General features: G+C 40.4%; 20 protein-coding genes and 1 tRNA gene. 16 read left to right on the top strand and 5 right to left on the bottom strand.

Annotated features, from left to right (window positions below; translation table 11 throughout):
• Nucleotides 1–420 precede the first annotated feature (420 nt).
• The 4 genes from PSE72_RS07230 to PSE72_RS07215 all read left to right on the top strand — a co-directional run bounded on the left by PSE72_RS07230 (nucleotide 421) and on the right by PSE72_RS07215 (nucleotide 4,794).
• Nucleotides 421–1,209: a DUF3100 domain-containing protein gene (locus PSE72_RS07230; RefSeq protein ID WP_004913472.1), complete on the top strand. Its 789-nt coding sequence runs from the start codon at nucleotides 421–423 to the stop codon at nucleotides 1,207–1,209.
• A 12-nt stretch (nucleotides 1,210–1,221) separates the two neighbouring features.
• Nucleotides 1,222–1,698: a hypothetical protein gene (locus PSE72_RS07225; protein ID WP_004262394.1), complete on the top strand. Its 477-nt coding sequence runs from the start codon at nucleotides 1,222–1,224 to the stop codon at nucleotides 1,696–1,698.
• Between the two features lie 18 nt (nucleotides 1,699–1,716).
• Entirely contained in the window at nucleotides 1,717–3,042 is a 1,326-nt protein-coding gene (locus PSE72_RS07220; RefSeq protein WP_004913476.1) for an amidohydrolase, read from the top strand.
• Nucleotides 3,043–3,615: 573 nt separating this feature from the next.
• Nucleotides 3,616–4,794 (top strand): M20 metallopeptidase family protein, encoded by a 1,179-nt coding sequence (locus PSE72_RS07215; RefSeq protein WP_196723739.1) that lies wholly within the window; start codon nucleotides 3,616–3,618, stop codon nucleotides 4,792–4,794.
• Between the two features lie 61 nt (nucleotides 4,795–4,855).
• Here the strand turns inward: PSE72_RS07215 and PSE72_RS07210 are convergent, their stop codons facing one another.
• Nucleotides 4,856–5,833, bottom strand: a complete 978-nt coding sequence (locus PSE72_RS07210; protein WP_004913482.1) for a LysR substrate-binding domain-containing protein — start codon at nucleotides 5,831–5,833, stop codon at nucleotides 4,856–4,858.
• Nucleotides 5,834–6,261: 428 nt separating this feature from the next.
• On the opposite strand from PSE72_RS07210, the gene PSE72_RS07205 reads away from it, so the two are divergent.
• Complete coding sequence (locus tag PSE72_RS07205; RefSeq protein ID WP_272690936.1) at nucleotides 6,262–7,602, top strand: 2-carboxy-D-arabinitol-1-phosphatase; 1,341 nt, start codon at nucleotides 6,262–6,264, stop codon at nucleotides 7,600–7,602.
• Nucleotides 7,603–7,683: 81 nt separating this feature from the next.
• On the opposite strand, the gene PSE72_RS07200 is transcribed toward PSE72_RS07205, so the two are convergent.
• A complete protein-coding gene (locus tag PSE72_RS07200; protein WP_004913488.1) occupies nucleotides 7,684–7,899 on the bottom strand; it encodes a YccJ family protein in 216 nt (71 codons plus the stop codon).
• Nucleotides 7,900–8,080: 181 nt separating this feature from the next.
• Between PSE72_RS07200 and rhaB the strand changes: the two genes are divergently transcribed.
• From rhaB to rhaM, 6 genes are all read left to right on the top strand, one after another.
• The gene (rhaB, locus tag PSE72_RS07195; RefSeq protein WP_115166823.1) at nucleotides 8,081–9,529 is read left to right on the top strand and encodes a rhamnulokinase; all 1,449 of its coding nucleotides are present in this window, start codon (nucleotides 8,081–8,083) and stop codon (nucleotides 9,527–9,529) included.
• Between the two features lie 44 nt (nucleotides 9,530–9,573).
• Nucleotides 9,574–10,824 carry an L-rhamnose isomerase gene (locus tag PSE72_RS07190; RefSeq protein WP_198641403.1) on the top strand — a complete coding sequence of 417 codons (1,251 nt, stop codon included), beginning with the start codon at nucleotides 9,574–9,576 and terminating at the stop codon, nucleotides 10,822–10,824.
• A 10-nt stretch (nucleotides 10,825–10,834) separates the two neighbouring features.
• Nucleotides 10,835–11,656, top strand: a complete 822-nt coding sequence (rhaD, locus tag PSE72_RS07185; protein ID WP_004913496.1) for a rhamnulose-1-phosphate aldolase — start codon at nucleotides 10,835–10,837, stop codon at nucleotides 11,654–11,656.
• A 74-nt stretch (nucleotides 11,657–11,730) separates the two neighbouring features.
• Complete coding sequence (gene rhaT / locus PSE72_RS07180) at nucleotides 11,731–12,765, top strand: L-rhamnose/proton symporter RhaT (RefSeq protein WP_004913498.1); 1,035 nt, start codon at nucleotides 11,731–11,733, stop codon at nucleotides 12,763–12,765.
• Between the two features lie 39 nt (nucleotides 12,766–12,804).
• Nucleotides 12,805–13,956: a lactaldehyde reductase gene (fucO, locus tag PSE72_RS07175; protein WP_004913500.1), complete on the top strand. Its 1,152-nt coding sequence runs from the start codon at nucleotides 12,805–12,807 to the stop codon at nucleotides 13,954–13,956.
• A gap of 11 nt (nucleotides 13,957–13,967) precedes the next feature.
• Nucleotides 13,968–14,282, top strand: a complete 315-nt coding sequence (gene rhaM / locus PSE72_RS07170; protein WP_115166822.1) for an L-rhamnose mutarotase — start codon at nucleotides 13,968–13,970, stop codon at nucleotides 14,280–14,282.
• Nucleotides 14,283–14,316: 34 nt separating this feature from the next.
• On the opposite strand, the gene PSE72_RS07165 is transcribed toward rhaM, so the two are convergent.
• The 3 genes from PSE72_RS07165 to PSE72_RS07155 form a co-directional block, all read right to left on the bottom strand.
• Nucleotides 14,317–15,174, bottom strand: a complete 858-nt coding sequence (locus PSE72_RS07165) for a helix-turn-helix domain-containing protein (RefSeq protein WP_115166821.1) — start codon at nucleotides 15,172–15,174, stop codon at nucleotides 14,317–14,319.
• A gap of 42 nt (nucleotides 15,175–15,216) precedes the next feature.
• Nucleotides 15,217–16,026, bottom strand: a complete 810-nt coding sequence (gene rhaS / locus PSE72_RS07160) for an HTH-type transcriptional activator RhaS (protein ID WP_115166820.1) — start codon at nucleotides 16,024–16,026, stop codon at nucleotides 15,217–15,219.
• A gap of 719 nt (nucleotides 16,027–16,745) precedes the next feature.
• A tRNA-Arg gene (locus PSE72_RS07155) sits at nucleotides 16,746–16,822 on the bottom strand.
• A gap of 187 nt (nucleotides 16,823–17,009) precedes the next feature.
• On the opposite strand from PSE72_RS07155, the gene folD reads away from it, so the two are divergent.
• The 5 genes from folD to fruA all read left to right on the top strand — a co-directional run bounded on the left by folD (nucleotide 17,010) and on the right by fruA (nucleotide 22,345).
• Nucleotides 17,010–17,867, top strand: coding sequence for a bifunctional methylenetetrahydrofolate dehydrogenase/methenyltetrahydrofolate cyclohydrolase FolD (gene folD / locus PSE72_RS07150; RefSeq protein ID WP_004913518.1), 858 nt, complete (start codon nucleotides 17,010–17,012; stop codon nucleotides 17,865–17,867).
• A gap of 18 nt (nucleotides 17,868–17,885) precedes the next feature.
• Nucleotides 17,886–18,098 (top strand): ribosome-associated protein YbcJ, encoded by a 213-nt coding sequence (gene ybcJ, locus PSE72_RS07145; RefSeq protein WP_004913522.1) that lies wholly within the window; start codon nucleotides 17,886–17,888, stop codon nucleotides 18,096–18,098.
• Between the two features lie 445 nt (nucleotides 18,099–18,543).
• Nucleotides 18,544–19,698, top strand: a complete 1,155-nt coding sequence (fruB, locus tag PSE72_RS07140) for a fused PTS fructose transporter subunit IIA/HPr protein (RefSeq protein WP_115166819.1) — start codon at nucleotides 18,544–18,546, stop codon at nucleotides 19,696–19,698.
• Nucleotides 19,695–20,639 (top strand): 1-phosphofructokinase, encoded by a 945-nt coding sequence (fruK, locus tag PSE72_RS07135; protein WP_115166818.1) that lies wholly within the window; start codon nucleotides 19,695–19,697, stop codon nucleotides 20,637–20,639. The genes fruB and fruK overlap by 4 nt, the downstream gene beginning before the upstream one ends.
• 11 nt (nucleotides 20,640–20,650) lie before the next feature.
• Nucleotides 20,651–22,345, top strand: coding sequence for a PTS fructose transporter subunit IIBC (gene fruA / locus PSE72_RS07130; protein ID WP_115166817.1), 1,695 nt, complete (start codon nucleotides 20,651–20,653; stop codon nucleotides 22,343–22,345).
• The last annotated feature ends 157 nt before the right edge of the window (nucleotides 22,346–22,502 follow it).

Raw genomic sequence — 22,502 nt, 5'->3', positions numbered from 1 at the left:
AATTAAAATTCAATTTTTATCATTATATAAATTTAGTAAAAATAAAACCTTGCCATAAAAAAATAAATAAAACCTGAACAACCTCACATTTACTGGGTATTTGATAATTTCTCGCATTAACACACCAAAAAATCAAAATTACTTATGAAACAGCATGTTAAATAATTAATAATAATTTGTATCAATCTGAAAAATAAAAATATTTTTAATATGAAAATGCAAAAACATTTCAATAACTACATCTTTATTAATAAATATTAATTTATTGATTTTAACCATGCCTTTTCGGCATGTCTAAGAGACTTTCGGAATATTGTCAGGAAAATAGTTTCATGGATAGTATGAATACGAAAATGATGCATTTTTATTATAAATATATACGAAAAACTCTTAAAAACATTTCCAATGAAAGGTAACACTATGGGTATATTAAAAGATAGTAAGTTGCTTTTGGTTAGCTTACTTATCATTCTTCTTTCGGAAGCTATAGGGCAAATTAAAATCAGTTTAGTCATGGTTTTTCCAATGCTTTATTCCATGTTGATGGGTGGTATTATCAGTTTTCCAAAATTCAAAATCCTTAGCGAAAAAAATATGGCACACGCGAGCTCGATAATGAGTGTTGCGTTAGTTATCTTAATTGCAAAATTAAGCACCTCCGTTGGTGCATCTTGGGAAAAAATAATTCAAGCCGGTGGCGCATTAATCTTGCAAGAAGTCGGTCACTTTATCGGTACTATTTTGCTCGGTTTACCACTTGCTATCATGTTAGGCATGGGCCGTGAGGCTGTTGGTGCCACCTACTCTATCGGTCGTGAACCCAATATTGCCATTATCGAAGCCAAATATGGTTTAAGTTCACCAGAAGGCCGCGGCGTTATGGCAATGTATATTTGCGGGACGTTATACGGTGCGGTTTGGATGGGTGTTATCGCCAGTGTTATCGCAGGACTCGATATTATGAGCCCACTTGCTTTAGCCATGGGTGCTGGTGTGGGTAGTGGTTCGATGCTAGCAGCATCTGTTGCCCCATTATTGGAACTTTATCCTGAACACGCCGCAGATATTCAAGCATTCTCATCCTCTGCAAACTTGATGTCTTCGGTATTAGGTCTGTACATCTACATCTTCTTCTCCTTACCGTTTGCCTCTTTCTTGTATAACAAATTGAAAAGAAAACGTGCAACCGCATCAGCAGATACAGAATAAGGATATAAGATCATGAAAAAGATGGCAGAAATTGCAATAATCATCGTGTTAGTCATCATCTTCACTTCACTGGGTGATGCACTCGGCGGTTCAATTTATGGCCGTGGTAGCTTTGGCGCAGTCTTTAGTGACTCACTTATCGCCATGGCATTATTAGGAGGTATGTCATTTGTGGCATACTTAATTGCACAAATCCCACCATTAGGTAAGTTACCTGTGATTTTCTGGGTATCTTTGATTGCTGCAGGTTTGTGTTCACCGTTATTCCCTTACGATAAAGAAATGATCGCAATGACAGGTAAAATCTCACTTGCCGTCATCAGTACGACAGTACTTGCCTTTGCTGGTCTTTCACTCGGTAAAGATATCGACAAATTTAAAGCCATTTCATGGCGGATCATCCCAGTTTCACTGGCGGTCTTTACGGGAACATTCTTATTCGCTGCACTTATTGGTCAAGTGACACTTTCATGGAGCGGCGTTATCTAACAATAGGAAATATTTACCATGACAATGACCAAAGACCAATTGAAAGCCATCGTCTGCGAGACAATTGCATCCCATAAAGGGGATATCAAAAAATTGGCTGAAGATATTTGGGCAGAACCTGAGCTCGGCTATAAGGAAGTTAAAACAGCAAAAAAAGTGGAAGCTGCATTTTCTGCCTTAGGCGTTAATTACCGTAACCAACTCGCATTGACGGGGGTTAAGGCTCGCCTTAAGGGTGGAAAAGGGAGTAAACATAGTATTGCTGTGATTGGTGAGCTCGATGCAATTATTTGTGCGGAGCACCCAGAAGCTGATGATTTAACGGGCGCTGCCCATTGCTGCGGGCACAATGCACAAATAGCTAACATGATGGCAGTCACTATTGGTCTGGTTAAGTCAGGTGCTATGCAATACCTCGCGGGAGACGTCGTTCCTTTCGCCGTTCCCGCAGAGGAATATGTTGAACTAGCTTATCGTAATAAACTGATTGAGCAAGGAAAAATCAGTTATATCGGCGGTAAACCTGAGCTGATATCTCTTGGTGAGTTTGATGATATCGATATGGCAATGCAAATTCATTTAACCAGTGTCAAACCTGAACGTGAGACTGGTTTTATTGAAATGTCGACCACCACCAATGGGTTTATTGGCAAGCTGATTAACTACAAAGGCAAAGCATCCCATGCGGCGGCGGCCCCTCATCTGGGCGTTAATGCACTCAATGCGGCAATGATGGGGATCATGGGGGTGAATGCAATTCGCGAAACCTTCCAAGAAAAAGATTATATTCGTTTCCATCCTATCATCACACAAGGCGGTGATTTAGTGAATGTCACCCCAAGTGATGTCCGTATGGAAAGTTATGTCCGAGCGTCAAATGTTCCCGCAATGATTGATGCGAATGAGCGTATTACTCGCGCATTGGTTGCTGGCGCAATGTCAGTCGGTGCAGAAGTAGAAGTCAAAGATTTACCGGGTTACCTGCCGCTATATAACAACGATACGTTAAACGACTTATTGCAGCACAATGCCCACGACTTGATTGGCGAAGAAAATGTTTGGGTTGCTGGCCATATGACTGGAAGCACAGATACAGGTGACTTATCACATATCATGCCAGTGAGTCACCCGTGGATTGGCGCAATTCGCGGTGGCTTGCACGGTAAAGATTACGTTGTTTTTGATGATGATATGGCCTACATCCGCCCTGCGCAAATGATGGCAATGGCAATTATTGACCTATTATTTGATGATGCATCCCAAGCTGACGAAATGTTAGCTGATTACACCCCATTGATGAGCAAAGAGGAATATCTCTCATTTATTGGCTCTTTTAAGAACTAATTATAGAAACATGTCCCTTATTAATGCGTTAATCGCAATAAGGGGCATATAATCTTTCCAGCTTTAATCCTATCTTTATAGTTTCCCCTCTCATTAATTCAATATACTTTATATTCGTCATCTCATGTAAAATAATTTGTAAAACCATGCTATCTACGTCCTATTTCAAATAATAAAATTTAGCGTAAACTCAATAACCGCCTCTCTTAAATATAAAAATCTTTAATATAAAAACCAGAAAATACAAATTTAAAATACTGATATTAAAGGAATTTAATTATTTTTGCATTTCCTGATGATTATTTTATTAAATTACCATCCTTATTATTCATGAGCCATGCAATACTGATATGATATAAATACGATCTCCATCACGCTCACTTTTTTAATATCCACGTTAAAATTCACTCTATGAATTGTTAGATAAAATAACATCTATCAGAAGTGATTTATTTCTGAATCTAGCGCTTAAAATATACATAAATTAAATGAGTACGCTGTTTCTTATTCATGCTCACACCAGGGGCTCCTTAACAGCATTAAAAACGCTTTTTGTATACGGGATAAAACGTAATGACCAATAAATACAATATCAGTGAAAAGCTCTTTGCTTTAGAAACGTTTAGCAAAAAAACACGTCAGGATTTACATAAGATCCCTGAATTATCTGGGCAAGAATTCAAAACCTCACAATATTGCCGTGAATTGATGGAAAGCTTTGGCTATAACATCCGTTTATTTGAAGGTTACACCGGTTTTACCGCTGAATTGATTATCGACCCAGCAAAGCGCTTGATTGCCTATCGTACCGATATTGACGGCCTTGAAATGCCTGATTTAACATGCAATGAGCACAGCTCTGTCCATGAAGGTTGCGCTCATAACTGTGGCCATGATACCCACATGACCATCGCCTTAACGGCAGCAAAATACCTTAGCGAAAACCGTTCTGAACTCACTCATAACGTCCGTTTTATCTTCCAAATGGCCGAAGAAGACATGCGAGTACCGGGCGCTAACAAAATGGTAGAAATGGGCTGTATGGAAGGTGTTGATGAAGTATACGGCTTACATAATGATGCCGCTTTTGAAACGGGTTATATTAAATTCAATTCCGGGGTTATGTCCTCTTATGGCTCAGCGTGGACGCTAGATGTTCATGGCGTTTCAGCCCACGGCTCAACCCCTCATAAAGGGTTAGATGCTATCCGAGAAGCAACACGTATCATTGATTATATGGACTACATTGTTGCCAAAAAAACCGATCCTTTCAGCCCTGCCGTATTTGGTTGTGGAATGATTAACGGTGGAACTATTCCAAATGCGTTGGCTGATCATGTTCAGGCACGCGGTACCATCCGTTCAATGGATGAAGAAACCGACAAAATTTTAAAAGCCAGCTTTCATGAAATTGTCGCTCGTAGTGAAGCCGGCGGGTTTAAAACCACATTAGAAGCAAGCGGTTATCCCGCTGTCGTCAATCACCCGCAAGCCGCAAAAGTGATTTATGATGCTGCTGCTGCATTCTTACCTACTGAACAGATTGATGCGAATGGTAAGCCAATGACGGGTAGTGAAGACTTCAGTTATATGATCAATGCCACTAAAGATAAACTCGGTGCCATGTACTTTTTAGGAAGTGGTAATCAAGCAAAAGGGATTAATAATTATTTACACGCTAACCCTTATTTTGTTGATGACGATTGTTTGCTGATTGGCGCTCAAATTTTTATTAATATTGCCACTCGTTAGGATAAAAATAACACACACAGCAATTTCAAAGCCGAGTAAATCATATTACTCGGCTTTTTTCTTATAGCTCAGGTAATTCTCTATACAACCTATCTCGCTCACTTTGTTCTGTAGGCACCCATTGATTCGGCTGATGAATATAGTTCAAATCAAGGTGAGGTGCATAATTAGAGATAAAATCATACATATAATCTTTTAAATGCATATGCCGGTTAATGCATACATGTGTATAACTTGGCTTCACTAAATGGCTGATATCAATACAGCGTAATGTCTCGCTATCTTCCTCTGGGTCAAAAGCAACCGTTGAAATAATACCTACCCCAGCACCACGTTTTACATAGTATTTAATAATTTCGGTATCTACCGCAGTTAAAACAACATTTGGCGTTAATTTATGTTGGTAAAAAACTTGGTCAAGTTTTGAATGCCCGGTAAAACCAAATACATAGGTAATTAATGGGTAACCAGCAAGGTCTTCAATAGAGAGCTGTTCACATTGAGCTAGCGGGTGGTCATGGGGCACAATAATACTGCGCGACCATTGGTAGCAAGGCATCACCAATAAGTCATCATAAAGGTGCATAGATTCGGTCGCAATAGCAAAGTCCACATCCCCATTATTCACCATTTCTGCAATTTGGGCGGGAGCCCCTTGGTGAAAATGCAGTGAGATATTGGGATAACGTGCGTTAAAACGTTCAATCACTTGGGGTAATTTATAGCGGATTTGTGTGTGTGTGGTTGCGATATGAAGATTTTGTTTTATCGTGGTATCTTCATGTGAAACGATACTTTTAATTTTATCGAACTGCGCCAGAATATCACACGCGACGTGATGAACTTTCTCACCAATCGGGCTAAGAGACAATAAGTTATTATTTTTCCGATTGAATAATGAAACGTTCAGTTCATCTTCCAATATTTTAAGTTGCTTACTGACAGTCGGCTGAGAGGTATATAATTTTTCAGCCGCGTTGGTGATATTGAAATCACTTCTAACCACTTCAACAAAACTTTTAAGCTGACTAATGTTCATTGCTGATTTATCCAATGCAAAATGGATTAAAAAATAGAGATATAAATCCAGAGTGAGATGCGACATCTTGGTTGTTATGTACAGTAATTATACCATAACGAATGGATTAGCAAGAACTACACTGTTGCTTATTCCCAAGCAAACCGCTTCTCTTTTGTAATCAAGCAACCTGACATTAGTAAATGAAAAGCAAATTATTCACTCAAGATCACTAAAATTAAAATAATCACAAAATAAATAGTCATTTTGTGATAGCCATCTTACCTACTTTGTTTTTTACGCCATTTTCAAAAATATCTGGCTAAACAATACAATTAATCCTAATTCATTTTACTTAGATTGGGGGCGCCAATTTCTTATTAATCAATTGGTAGACAGGTTAATTATGCCACTAAGAATGGCATTATAAATAAATTATAGGTGCAAACATGAAAAGAATTAAAACCAAGTTTCTTTTGTTATTTTATATAATTATTTCAATAACCTCCACCAGTGCTTTAGCTACATCAGATAGCGATGCCCTTTATTTTTACCTTGTTAGACATGGACAAACTTATTCTAATATTAAAGAAATGACCATTGGTGGAGGCGGTAATACTCAGCTTACAACCAAAGGGCGCTATGATGCACGCAGCCTTGGTTTAGGTTTAGAAGATGTCGATTTTATCGCCGGATACAGCAGTACATTAGGTCGAGCTCATGAAACCGCCAGTAATATTTTAACTGGCCGTAACATGGATATTATTGAGATTGAGAACTTAAAAGATATTTCTTGGGGTAACGCTGAAGGCGGTAGAATTGATGACTTAACGAGCCAATACGGCCATTCTGGTAATGAATTTGAATACTACTTTGGGAACTATAAAGATAAAAACTTCAAATCTGTCGTCAACACTGAAAGCATGTATGACTTTTCCCAACGCTTCGAGTCTGCATTATTAGATATTGCTAACCGTCATAAAAATGAAACTGGTAATATTTTAGCCGTTGGCCACTCATCAATGGCATTTTACTTGCAGAAATATCGTCAAGATAAGCCATTATCAGGGTTAAGCAATACTGCCGTTTCGGTATTAAAATATAAAGATGGTCAATTTACGCTTATCGACTTTAATAATACGGATTATTTAAAATCAGGTTATGCAAAACAAGAGAAACTTCCGCCTCTTGAAATCTCGATTGTCATCAACCCAATGACTATTTTAAATGATGCCAATGTAATGGAAGGCACCTCAGACTCCGATCTCAGTAAATCAGGTGTTGCGGCGGTTAATCAATTGAAACAACACATTAACCCTACTGACTATTTGGCGGTTTATAGCAGCACATTAAATAGAGCCAAATATACTGCAAACCACTTATTTGAAAATAGCACCCTACCAATCCAAATTAATCGTAATTTAGATGAAATTTTCCTTGGCCTTTGGGAAGCGGAGAAAATCAGCACATTAGAAAAAGACCCTAAAGGCCAGTTTACCAAATTACATTCAGGAAAAAATGTGTTGAGCTTTGAATCCCCAGTCGATGGTGAAACAGGAGCTATTGCAGCCTACCGATTAGAAAGCTTACTTAGAGATATTGGTATCCAAAATGAATTCCATACTGGAAAAATCATGGTGGTTACTCACCCGATTATTTTCAGTGCGTTTTTAAATAAAGTTCAGCCAGAGTACCAATTCATCCCTAAAAAAGACTTACAACTGATTACCCTGCAATATAAAAATGAAAAATTCAGTGTCAAAAACATCCAATCTTTTAATGGTAAATAAGAGAAATTAACACCTTATAATCGCCAATAAAAAACCTCGCCATTGCGAGGTTTTTATCTCTTCAGAAAAGCTCAAAACGAATTATACATTTTTCCTTTCGATAGTTTCTTCCCCCCAATATAGCCTATCCGCAGTTGTCTTCGAAAAGGCCAGAGGTAAAACTTCATCAGAACCTTCCTCCCAAATTTGTTCCGCTAACACTTCATCATTATTCGCTAACTCAAAAATAGCTTGAGCAATTTCAATTGAGGTTTCTCTAACTTTAGCCCATTCAGCTATATCGTGAGGCTCTTTCATTATTCGCTCCTGATTAAATGGTTCTGGTAAAAATACTGAGAGATTTCAAGTCTGTGAATAAGATCACTACGACTTTAAATATATTGCCATTTTTCCCTTTTAGTGGCGCTCCATTGAACGCGCTCACTATTCACTCTCTCTAGTATATGACTATAAGTTAAGTAATAGAGATAAAAAAGTCATGAATATTCGCCATGTTGTTGCTATTGATTTAGGCGCATCTAGCGGTCGAGTCATGTTGGCTTGCTATGATGTGCATAATAAAAAATTATCATTAGATGAAATTCATCGTTTTACAAACCATTTGATCACTGAAGGCAACCATTGCTATTGGGATCTTGACGACATTGAGAACCAAATCCTGATTGGCTTACACCGTGTAGAACAATCTGGCATCAACATTGACAGCATCGGGATCGACACTTGGGGTGTTGATTATGTCCTACTTGACCGTGAGGGTCATACCGTTGGTCGCAATTTCTCCTACCGAGATAACCGCACGCAAGGTGTCATGGAACGAGTTCAAACCGATCTCGGTGTTCAAAATATCTACCAAAAAACAGGGATCCAATTTCTCCCTTTCAATACCTTATATCAATTGAAGGCCTTGCAACAATCACACCCCCAATGGCTGGAACAAGCACACCATTTATTATTGATTCCTGATTATTTAGCATACCGTTTGACCGGGCAAATCAACCATGAATATACCAATATTACCACCAGCCAAATGGTTAACCTGCAAACAGGTGATTGGGATGAGGAGTTAGTCGAATATTTACAATTGCCACGCCGTTTATTAGGTCAAATCAAGCAACCGGGTAATGTCATTGGCTATTGGATCACGCCCAAAGGCCAAAAAACTCCCGTGGTCGCTGTAGCCAGCCATGATACGGCCAGCGCTGTCATTGCGGCACCAATAGCCGATAGCCATAGTGCTTACTTAAGCTCAGGAACTTGGTCATTAATGGGCCTCGAGCGCACATCCCCTTGTACATGTGAAAATGCATTTGTTGCCAACATTACCAATGAAGGAGGAATTAATGGCCACTACCGAGTCCTAAAGAATATTATGGGGTTATGGTTATTCCAACGCATTTGTCTTGAACACAATGTGCAAGATATTTGCAGCCTCATTACCTCAGCAGAAGCTATCCCAGCATTCACGTATCTGATCAACCCGAACGATAACCGGTTCTTGAACCCGGAGTCGATGAGCCAAGCCATTAAAGAAGCTTGTCAGGAAAATCAACAATCCGTTCCAAATACTGTCGCTGAGCTAGCTCGTTGTGTTTTCGACAGCTTAGCACTGCTTTATCGTCAAGTGTTCCTTGAATTGCAGCAGATAAATCATGCCCCATTACAACAGCTCCATATCGTCGGTGGCGGCAGCCAAAATGCCCTACTTAACCAACTCTGCGCCAACACTTGCAGGGTTCCTGTGAGCACAGGTCCGATTGAAGCCTCCACCTTAGGAAACATTGGGTATCAGTTGATTGCCCTCAACACCATTCCAGACGTCCCCACTCTGCGCACCATTATTGCAGAAAATACCGAGCTTTGTTGGTTTCAACCTCAAAGCATCGCGCTGGATGAACCTTGGAAACGATTTAAAACCATTACGGGCTAACTCAGGTTATTAACCGTATATCGATAAGTTATAAGGAAAATTTCATGTCTAATTACAAAGAAAGTTATCTTATTGCCAAACAACGTTTTGCTGACCTTGGTATCGATACTGAACTAGCGATGCAAGCTATGGCTGACTTGCCTGTATCAATGCATTGCTGGCAGGGAGATGACGTAGCCGGCTTTGAAAAATCAGCAACCGCTTTAAGCGGCGGTATTCAAGCTACAGGTAATTACCCCGGCAAAGCGACTAATGCGATTGAATTACGTGCAGATATGGATAAAGCAATGAGCTTAATTCCGGGCCCTAAACGCGTTAATCTGCACGCTCTTTACCTCGAAGCTGATACCGCCGTCGAACGTAATGAAATTGAACCTCGCCATTTTGCCAATTGGGTTGATTGGGCGAAAAAAAACCATATCGCGCTCGATTTTAACCCATCTTACTTTTCCCATCCGCTAAGTAGCGAAGCGACGCTGACTCACAGTAATAAGGAAATTAGAGACTATTGGATTGGTCATGGACAAGCTTGCCGCCGTATTTCTGCGTATTTTGGTGAGTCATTAAACAGCGCTTCCGTGATGAATATTTGGATCCCTGACGGCATGAAAGATCTCCCTATTGACCGCTATGCCCCTCGTCAACGCTTAGTCGAGTCATTGGATGAAATTATCAGTGAAAAAATTGATATTAAATATCATATCGATGCCGTCGAAAGTAAATTATTTGGTATTGGTGCAGAATCTTACACCGCAGGCTCCAGTGAGTTTTATTTGGGCTATGCCATCACACGTAAAACCGCTTTATGTTTAGATGCGGGGCATTTCCATCCAACTGAAGTCATTTCGGATAAAATTTCAGCGGTCATTCCTTATGTTGAACGTCTATTACTGCACGTCAGCCGTCCTGTGCGTTGGGACAGTGACCACGTCATTTTACTCGATGATGAAACTCAAGCCATTGCCAATGAAATCATTCGCCATAACTTAAAGAACCGTGTGCATATTGGCCTCGATTTCTTTGACGCATCAATTAACCGTATTGCCGCTTGGATCATTGGGACTCGTAATATGAAAAAAGCGTTACTTCGCGCCTTACTTGAACCAACCACAAGACTACGCCAACTCGAAATTGAAGGAGACTTCACAGCTCGCCTCGCGCTGTTAGAAGAACAAAAATGCCTGCCATGGCAAGCTGTTTGGGATGAATACTGTGAACGCAACAATGTTCCTGTCGGCGAAAAATGGTTAGATGAAGTTAAAAAATACGAAAAATCAACATTATTAACACGTTAAGGTGAATTGTATGCAAGATATTCTGACATCTTGGTTTGTTCAAGGAATGATAAAAGCCACCAGCGATATGTGGCTCAAAGGCTGGGATGAACGTAATGGCGGTAATGTGAGCTTACGACTCACTGAAGATGATGTTTCGCCATTTAAACACACTTTTCACGCTGACCCACGTTATATCGAAGCGACAGAGCCAGTTAAAGAGCTCGCAAACCAATATTTTATTGTTACAGGCTCCGGTAAGTTTTTCCGTAACGTTGCCTTAGACCCCGCAGATAACTTGGGTCTGGTTCGTATCGATAACGAAGGTCAGGGTTACCACATTGTTTGGGGCTTTGTGAATGGTGCAATACCAACCTCTGAATTTGCTGCACACTTTCAATCGCATATCACACGTATGCAAGCCACTAATGGCACTAACCGCGTCATCATGCACTGTCATGCAACTAACATCATTGCATTAAGTTATGTTTTACCGCTCGATAGTGCATCCATCACTCGTCATTTATGGGAAATGAGTACTGAATGTTTGGTGGTTTTCCCTGATGGTATTGGTGTGCTGCCATGGATGGTCCCCGGTACAGATGGTATCGGTTTAGAAACAGCGGAACAAATGAAACAACATGGCTTAGTACTTTGGCCATTCCACGGTATTTTTGGCTCTGGCCCAACTTTAGATGATGCTTTTGGTTTAATTGATACCGCAGAAAAATCTGCGGAGATATTGGTAAAAGTTCTCTCCATGGGTGGTAAAAAACAAACTATTTCAACAGAAAATCTGATTGCGCTTGCCAAGCGATTTAATGTCACACCAATGTCTGATGCATTGAAATAAAACCTGTTTCTCTGTGGATACCCCTTTCCTTCCACAGAGAAATTAAAACGATAATAAACAGTGAGGAATAGTTCATGGGCAGTGGAATTTTACTCGGTATTTTTTGGCATTTTGTCGGCGCAGCTTCAGCTGCCTGCTTTTACGCACCATTAAAAAAAGTTAAAAACTGGTCATGGGAAACGATGTGGTCCATTGCCGGTATTTTTTCGTGGATTATTTTACCTTGGACCATCAGTTATATTTTACTTCCTGACTTTTGGGCCTATTACAACTCTTTCAGTGCAAGTATTCTGATCCCTGTATTTTTATTTGGCGCCATGTGGGGGGTTGGTAATATTGGTTATGGCTTGACCATGCGCTATTTAGGTATGTCAATGGGGATTGGGATTGCCATTGGTATTACACTCATTGTTGGTACCTTGATGACCCCTATTATTCAAGGCACATTTGGCGAGTTGATTGCCTCGACTGGCGGAAAACTAACGATTCTTGGTGTCTTAGTGGCTGTTCTAGGGGTTGCTATCGTTTCCTATGCCGGATTACTGAAAGAAAAAGCGACCGGAGTGCAAGCTGAAGAGTTTAACCTGAAAAAAGGCTTATTACTGGCAGTCATGTGCGGTATTTTCTCAGCCGGTATGTCATTCGCCATGAGTGCAGCCGTCCCTATGCACGAAGCTTCCGCTGCCCTCGGCGTTTCTTCTCTTTATGTCGCATTACCAAGTTACGTCATCATCATGGGTGGCGGCGCATTAATCAACTTGGGTTATTGTTTTATTAGGCTTATTTATCGCCAAGATATCTCTTTCAAATCAGATATCTCTGTCCCCAAAGCCCTACTGATCAGCAATATTTTATTTGCCATTTTGGGTGGCGGTATGTGGTACTTCCAATTCTTCTTCTACGCATGGGGACACGCCAATATCCCATCACAATACGGCTTTATGAGCTGGATGCTACATATGAGTTTTTATGTTCTGTGTGGCGGTATTGTGGGGTTAGCCCTAAAAGAATGGAAAGGCACTGGCAGAAAACCTGTCCGAATTTTATGTTTAGGCTGCTTAGTGATTATCTTAGCTGCAAACATTGTTGGCTTGGGAATGGCAGCATAACGTAACGACTTTTTATTTTAATCGATCGGGAGGTCAGCGATGACCCATAGAATGATACTCAATGAAACCTCATACTTTGGCGAAGGGGCTATTAACCACCTTGTAGAGGAAATTCAAAAACGCCAATTTAACAAAGCACTGATTGTTACGGATGCGGATCTGGTTAAATTTAATGTTGTCAGTAAAGTCACCCAATTATTAGATAACGCTAAATTGGACTACGCCATTTATGATGCCGTTATTCCTAACCCAACCATTGATACCGTCCAACAAGGACTAAAACACTTCAAACAATTTAATGCAGATTATCTTATCGCTATCGGTGGTGGTTCCCCACAAGACACCGCTAAAGCGATTGGGATTATTATCAATAACCCACAGTACGAAGATGTGGTGAGCTTAGAAGGTGTCGCTCCAACCCAAAACCCAGCGGTTCCAATTATCGCCATCCCAACGACCGCAGGAACCGCGGCTGAAGTCACGATTAACTATGTCATCACGGACAACAAACTGTGCCGTAAATTTGTGTGTGTTGACCCCCATAGTATCCCTATAGTAGCCATTATTGACCCATTAATGATGGCATCCATGCCTGCAAGCTTAAAGGCTGCTACTGGCGTTGATGCCCTCACTCATGCCATTGAAGGCTATATCACGAAAGGAGCTTGGGCACTTACCGATGCTCTGCACCTTAAATCCATAGAGTTGATCAGCAATTCGTTACGGCAATCCGTTAAGGGCGACCCGCAAGGCGTTGAAACAATGGCTCTTGCACAATATATGGCTGGAATGGGCTTCTCTAACGTTGGTTTAGGGTTGGTGCATGGTATGGCTCACCCACTTGGGGCGTTTTACAATACACCTCATGGAGTCGCCAATGCCATTTTATTGCCCCATATCATGGCGTATAACGCAAATTATACAGGGGAAAAATACCGCGATATCGCCCGTGCAATGGGCGTAAAAAATATAGACTCCCTACCACTTCAAGAAGCCAGAGATACCGCCATTGCAGCTGTCTTTGCGCTAAACAAGAACGTTGGTATTCCTGAAAAACTGCGTGAAATCGGCATGAAACCAGAGGATATTCCATCCCTTGCTCAAGCCGCCTTTGATGATGTGTGTACTGGGGGTAATCCACGTGATGCAACATTAGAGGATATCGCTGAATTATATCAAGCGATTTATTAGAGGACAGTATCATGATAAAAAAAGCATTTGTGATGCAAGTTGCTCCTAACGCTCACCAAGAATACCAGCGCCGACACGATGAAATTTGGCCTGAATTAGTGCTTACACTCAAAGAACACGGTGCACATCACTATTCTATTTTCTTAGATAACAAGCGAAATTTATTGTTCGCCTATGTGGAAATTGAATCTCAAGAACGCTGGGATAGCGTTGCACAAACGGAAGTATGCCAAAAATGGTGGAGGTATATGTCGGATATTATGCCATCAAACCCTGACAACAGCCCTATCAGTGATGAGTTAAGATCGGTATTTTATTTAGACTAATATCCCCCAGACAGTGCTAGTCTTTGGCTAGCACTTACCTCAATTTATTTTTCTGTAAAAAACAGCGTCGATATGCGCTTGCGGTCATATTCATTTTTCTATGGAAAACACTCGAAAAATAATTACTATCCTCATAGCCACATTGCCCCGCGATTTCACTGATAGACAATGAAGTACTACGTAATAATAATGTCGCTTGGCACAGACGTAATTGTTGCAGATATTCCATTACCGTCATTCCTGTTTTCGACTTGAACAAACGCTGTAATGAACGCGCGGACAACTGGTGTTCCTGAGCAAAATTATCTAATGAAAATGGTGTATTTATACTTAAATTTAAACAGTTTATTAGCTGATCCATTTGATGTAATAAGCTTATTGGCGCTTGGTCAGGCTGATACCTTAAACGGTAAATATAAATTGCCAGTTGTAAGAATAACCCTTCACAAAGATGAATCGATGGAATATCAGGCTTTTGGCATTCTGATGCTATTTTTTCAATAATTGGCGTTAATGTTGGTAAACTCGAAGGCGGTAGCTTCCAATGCCTAGATATTGCTGGCTGATGGTCTAATGGCACATACTTTTCAATAGATTGTTGAATCAAAAACTCATTAGGCTTATATAATATATTTACCAGTTTTAAATTATTTACAGAGTGATAGCCATGACGATCCTCTGCGTTAATATAAAACAGATCACCACACGTAATCGGATAATCATCACCATTCCAATGGTGTAAGCCATTCCCGGAAAAAACAATCACAAACTCATTAAAATCATGGCTATGAATAATAAAATCTTCCTGAGAATTCCGTTTTTCTACCGTCACGGTATTTTCAGTTCGAATAAAATAATCGCTGCTGTTGAGAGTGATAATTTTTTGTATCATGGTCACCTCAAAAAAGTGTAAAGATGATCATGGCGATCTTTGTTAATTACTGCAATGACGCAGGTCACGAGGTGTGAAATTATACTCGCTCTTAAAACGCGTTGAAAAATACGCACTATCATTAAAACCACTTTCCAGCGCAATATCTGTAATAGTTTTCTCTGAAAAACGGATTTGATAATATGCTTCAGATAGCCTTAATTTTATTAAATAATTTTGTGGCGATATGCCTAAATTATTTTTCATATATCGATGAAAAGTACGCAGCGAAACCGAAAACTGAGTGGTTAAACTTTCCCAATCAATTTCTTCCATAAAGTTTGCATTCAACCATCGTAACATCTGAATAATACGCTGTTCATTATTCCCCTCACCTACGTGGTTATAACGTCCCTCTTGCAAGTTCATAATTAACTGTAAGAACAAACTTTCAGTATAAGCAGGGTCAGAACCATCACTTTCGTTAAGTTTATCAATAATCTGTTGCGCTTTATTGCAATGCTCTTTATTTAATAGCCAATGGGAAATGTTTTTTTCAGTGTCGGCAGGAAAAAAATGACTGATATTGTTTAAATAAGTAAAGGCAGAGTCTGAACGATATAACACATTAGTTAAATTGAGGTTAGAGACATTATCAAATAAGTGATAATCGCTGGATTTAATGTAACACACCATACCTGGGCATAATGTATAAGGCCGCCCATTAAGTACATGCAGGCCAACGCCTTGAGTCACCAAAAAAATCTCACTAAAATCATGTGTATGCTCAGGAAAAATAGGCTGAGGTACCCTTGGTTCAACCGCAATGTGCTGCTGTGGTGTGATAAAAAAATCTTCGCTATAGAGTTTCATGAAAGATCTCCCAATAAGTACTCCTCACCTGTATATTCACTGTTGGGTTTATGTCGCGATATTCCATTTACCGTAAATACCCCTACCCTTTCATTCTAGTGATCTTATCCAAAATCACCTTGAAATTACTGCCAAGCAATCACTTGTTATTGGCAATATTTTCAAGAGTTCATCGAATAAATGTGCGAAATGTGACATTGAATACACCAAAGCTACTTCATCTAAGATTACTGTTTTGTAAGAGAAGGCAATTTTCAGGTATTTTAACTCTCTGGCTTATAAAAATAGGATTGGTTATCAATAAACTGTTATCGAATGTAAACATAACCTTATGTTTTCACTTATTAGTTTCTGGATCTATGGCTCCCGATAAAGATCGGTTAATTATTACCGCCAAATGGATAAGTCTGCTTTAGTATCACAATGATTTTTCGATTTTAAAGAAACTACATGAGAGGTACGTATTTTTGCTCCGCGGTCTGAGTACTTAATTTCATCTATCAATTCCTATTTAAATGAAACGCCCATATCGCATTATCAGAATCGATTTCTATCAAACTGGTCGAGCTTAGTACATTTATAAGAAAGTTAATCTGATAGAAAAATAGTTTGTAGGTATTCATGAGGGCTACTTGGGAAGACTATAAGGTAAAAACCAGCTAATTCACTGAATTTTAGACATAAAAAAAGACATCAGTTGATGTCCATTGACTTCGAAATGGTACGCCCTACAGGATTCGAACCTGTGACCTACGGCTTAGAAGGCCGTTGCTCTATCCAACTGAGCTAAGGGCGCATTGATAATGCGGGCAGCCTATCTGGCTGATGGCGTTGAATTATACGGTTGCTGCGCGCTGAGTCAATGGCTTTTCGCTACTAAAATAACTATATGCTCATTTTATGTAATAGTTTGAACTGACAATGACGTTAACTTCTGACAAAATAGAGACATTACCGTGTCTCATATATGGATTAAGTTACAGATGTTAGCAAAAATTATTGATGGGAAAACGATTGCGCAGACAATTAGGCAAGAAGTTGCTCAAAAAGTACAATTACGTTTAGAACAAGGAAAACGCGCCCCTGGGCTTGCTGTGATTTTAGTTGGCGCTAACCCCGCGTCACAAATCTATGTCGGCAGCAAACGCCGTGCTTGTGAAGAAGTCGGTTTTATTTCACGTTCTTATGATTTGCCAGATACAACAACAGAAGCTGAATTACTCAAACTGATTGATGATTTAAATCAAGATACTGAAATTGATGGAATTTTAGTTCAACTACCATTACCTGCGGGGATTGATAACGTCAAAGTTATTGAGCGTATTCATCCAGACAAAGACGTTGATGGTTTTCATCCGTATAATGTCGGCCGCTTGTGCCAACGTGCGCCGCGCCTTCGCCCATGCACCCCCAAAGGGATTGTTACTCTACTTGAGCGCTGCGGTATCAACACTTATGGTTTAAACGCTGTAATTATTGGCGCATCCAATATTGTTGGTCGTCCAATGAGCTTAGAGCTTCTGCTAGCGGGTTGCACTACAACAGTAACGCATCGCTTTACCAAAGATTTAGAACACCACGTTCGCCATGCTGATTTAGTTGTTGTCGCAGTGGGGAAACCCAATTTTATTCCTGGTGAATGGATTAAACCTGGCGCGATTGTGGTCGATGTCGGTATCAACCGCTTAGATAGCGGCAAAGTCACAGGAGATGTCGATTTTGACGAAGCCGCGAAAAACGCAGCTTGGATCACCCCAGTGCCTGGTGGTGTTGGCCCAATGACCGTTGCGACTTTAATTCAAAACACCCTTCAAGCATGTGAAGAGTACCACGATATTTAATGTAATTTTGGAGTAATCATGGATATATTCAATTTAAATGGGCACCCACACGTCGAACTGTGTGATTTGCTAAAAATTGAAGGCTGGGCGGAAAGCGGTGCAATGGCAAAAGCCATGATTGCAGATGGCTTAGTTGAAGTTGACGGTGTGGTCGAAACACGTAAACGCTGTAAAATTGTCGCGGGTAAAATCGTTTCAATGGGCAGCCAAAAAATTAAAGTTGTAGAATAATACATTTAGGTAAGCTGAAAAATTTCAGCTTACCTCCCTTTGCATAATAAATAACCACCTCCCTCTCCCCCTTTGTTCAAAATAATCCGATTTATTGTAAAACGACCAAAGCTCTTTTGAGGTTTTAGAAGATTTTTTCTTTAGCCATATTTAGTGTATTAAACATTCAAATAACCAAACATATTGATAATTTAACTTATTGGTTTACAAAAACAAAAAGCTTCAGCAATTACTTCAGCTTTGTCATAAGGCAGATAAAACACACTCAGTTCCTCCCCTTAAAAAATTTAACTTAGCTCTCATTTTTTGTATTTCGTACCTTAGCGACATAGACAAGACTAAACGATTCAGCTAACCTTGTTAACGATAACATGATTAACAAACAATCAGATCCGCTTGCAAGTCTTCTGGCTGATCCGGCAATAAATAATAATCAGGAGAAATTATGTTTAACTTACCAATAAGCGATATCCACCTTGCAGCTGCTGCATCTGATAAAAAAAATGCAATAGAACAAGTCGCTAAGGCTCTCGAAAATGCAGGTTATGCAAAAAGCGGTTACGCACAAGGAATGCTTAACCGAGAAACCCAAGCTCCCACCTTTTTGGGAAATGGTATCGCAATCCCACACGGGACAACGCAGACAAGAGACCAAGTGTTGAAAACAGGTTTTGCTGTTTTCCAATTCCCTAATGGTATTGATTGGGGTGATAACCAAACTGCTTATATTGTTATTGGCATTGCAGCTCAATCCAATGAACATCTCGAATTACTTCGCCAGTTAACCCACATTATCAGTGATGAGCACACTGCTGACGCGATGGCCAAAGCTGACACCCCTGAAGCCTTAAAGCAAATTCTAATGGGTGAACGTCAAACCCAACCAGTGAAACTTGATGACTCAATGGTCACTGTTAGTGCTCAAGTTGATAATATAAACACATTAAAAATACAGAATATTATTAACTTACAAAATGCCCAAGCTGTTAGTACCGACTTTATTACCCAAGTTCTCACCCAAACACCTTCGTATTTAGGTCAAGGTATTTGGTTAAGTGATAGCCCTATTGGAAATATTCAGAATGCGATTGCGATAACGACCGTAAAAAAACCATTTAGCTTTCAAGGTAACCCAGTCAATGCCCTAATCACTCTCTCTTACGCTAATTATCAGATAGAAACTTTTTTACTTAAAATAAATAATATATTGAAAAATAAAGAATTAAATCTAATTAACAACACTGATAACGTTAACAATTTAATTAATTTATTGCGTAGTGAAGATTCACACACGGAAAGTGAATCATCAAGTACATCCGGAATCACTCAGGACTTCACCGTTCTTAATCCACATGGGCTACATACGCGCCCGAGCACCCAGTTAGTCACCACCATTAAGCAGTTCGAAAGCACTATTACTGTGAGTAATCTTGATGGTACTGCGACTCCCGTAAATGGTCGCAGCTTAATGAAAATCGTCAGTTTAGGCGCTAAATGTGGGCACCGTTTACGAATTCACGCAGAAGGTACAGATGCACAAGAAGCTATCGTTACCATTGGCGAGGCAATTAATTCAGGACTTGGAGAAAAAATCGCATGAGCAGAAGAGTCGCAACTATCACGCTAAACCCCGCCTATGATTTGGTTGGGTTATTACCTGATATTCATCGAGGTGATGTGAATTTAGTCAAAACTGCAGGGCTTCATGCTGCTGGAAAAGGCATAAATGTAGCTAAAGTGCTAAAAAACTTAGGAATTGATGTCACTGTTGGTGGCTTTTTAGGCAAAGAAAACCAAGATGGTTTCCAAAAAGCTTTCAGTGAAACAGGAATAGCTAACCGCTTTCAAGTTGTGGAAGGCCGCACCCGTATCAATGTAAAACTGACTGAGCACACCGGCGAAGTTACCGATTTTAACTTCTCGGGCTTCAGTGTCACTAAAGCGGATTGGCAGCGTTTCGTCACCGATTCACTCAGTTGGGCGGGCCAGTTTGATATGATTTGCGTCAGTGGAAGTTTACCACAAGGTATTGATTTGAATGATTTTACTCAATGGATGTTACGCCTTAGAGAACAATGCATGTGTGTCATTTTTGATAGTAGCCGTGAAGCTTTTGTTGCTGGACTCAAAGCTTCTCCTTGGTTAGTAAAACCGAATCATCGTGAACTTGAAATTTGGGCAGGAAAACCTCTTCCCACTCATCAAGATATTGTTGATGCCGCAAATCAACTTCGCGAACAAGGTATTGCCCATGTGGTGGTTTCTTTAGGCGAAAAAGGTGCCATGTGGGTCAATTCATCAGGCGCTTGGTTTGCTAAACCACCTGAATGTGACGTTATCAGCACCGTTGGCGCAGGGGACTCAATGGTAGGAGGGTTAATTTACGGGCTAATGATGAGGCAGACAAGTGAGCACACACTACGCTTAGCTACTGCTATTTCTGCACTTGCAGTCTCCCAACCCAATGTCGGTATCACAGACCGAGCGCAACTTGCACATATGATGACAAAGGTTGACTTACAACCGTTTACGGCTCAATGAGGATGAAAAACATGAAAATATTAATCGCTCCAAGCCACCAGCAAGGCCCTGCTATTTGCTGGCTAGCCATCGATGCCTTAAAAAATGTATCTGCCTTACAAAATATCACCTTTACTGAACAAATTACTGATGCAGATATTGTGATTTGTTTCGACACTCAGTTGCCTGAAGATTTCAATTGTGCAGACAAAAAAATCTATTTCGGCCACCCCGATGTCGCTGTTAGGCAACCTGCTGAATTCCTGACATCAGCAATTAATGAAGCCACACTTTGTGAACAACAAATTGCCGAACCGCAGCACACAAAAACTTTCTCTATATTAGCCGTTACAGCTTGCCCTACAGGGGTTGCTCACACTTATATGTCCGCAGAAGCACTTGAAGCTGAAGCAAAAAAACGAGGCTGGAATATCAAAGTAGAAACCCGTGGTTCTGTAGGGGTTGGAAATGAAATTACACCAGAAGAAATTGCACAAGCTGATTTAGTCATTGTCGCTGCTGATATCGAAGTCAATGTGGATAAATTTGCGGGAAAGCCAATGTACCGCACCTCTACCAGTGCAGCATTGAAGAAAACAGCACAGGAATTAGATAGAGCGATAAAGGAGGCGAGTACATTTTCGCCACAAAATGGCAAAAACTCATCACAATCAAGCCAATCCAACGAAAAACGCGGAGTCTATAAGCACTTACTCACAGGTGTGTCTTATATGCTCCCGATGGTTGTGGCAGGAGGATTGTGTACTGCACTTTCATTTGCTTTTGGTTTAGAGGCATCCAATGTAGAAGGCTCTCTGGCCTGGGCGCTTAGCCTAATTGGTGGGCAAACAGCCCTTGCATTAATGGTGCCTGTACTATCGGGTTATATCGCCTATTCCATTGCTGACAGAACAGGGCTAACCCCGGGTTTAGTCGGTGGGGTACTTGCGACCACCTTAGGTGCAGGTTTTTTAGGCGGGATCATTTCCGGTTTCCTTGCGGGCTACAGTGCTCACTTTATTAGCACTCGATTAAAATTACCGCAAACAATGGAAGCGTTAAAACCGATTTTAATCGTGCCATTGATTTCGACTTTATTTACCGGTTTAGCCATGATCTATGTGATTGGTCACCCTGTAGCGTGGTTGATGGACTGGTTAACTAACTGGCTAAATACCATGGGAACCACCAATGCAGTGATCTTAGGTGCAATATTGGGTGCCATGATGTGTACGGATATGGGAGGCCCGGTCAACAAAGCTGCTTACGCCTTTGGTGTCGGCCTATTAAGTTCACAAACCTACGCACCAATGGCAGCGATTATGGCTGCAGGTATGGTGCCGCCATTGGCAATGGGGATTGCCACATTAATAGCGAGACATAAATTTGTTCCCGCTGAACGCGAAGCAGGTAAAGCCTCTTTTGTTCTCGGTTTATGTTTTATTTCAGAAGGTGCTATTCCGTTTGCCGCCAAAGACCCTATCCGTGTTCTTCCTGTTTGTATCATTGGTGGTGCAATAACTGGGGCGCTATCCATGTACTTTGGTATTCAGTTGATGGCACCTCACGGTGGTTTATTTGTGCTGTTAATACCCGGAGCTATTAATCATGTATTGATGTATTTATTCGCGATAGTAGCTGGTACGGTGGTTTCTGGTGTGCTTTATGCCATTGTCAAAAAAGCAACGCCCAAAGAAGCTCAACAAGAAATGGCAAGTATCGCTTAATCGCTCAGATTTAAGTTCCATTCCTAGTCCCTGTTGGTAGTCTTATTCCCCCCTTAACTGGGGGGCTTTTATTTCACACTAAAAATAAAAAACGGTTAAATATCAATATTTAACCGTTTAAATATGCAGGATTTTTTAAGTCCATCAGTACTCGAAA

Origin of the sequence: Providencia sp. PROV116 (genome assembly GCF_028482485.1) — a bacterium.
Lineage (GTDB): Bacteria > Pseudomonadota > Gammaproteobacteria > Enterobacterales > Enterobacteriaceae > Providencia > Providencia rettgeri.
This window is presented reverse-complemented; position numbering and strand designations above follow the sequence as displayed.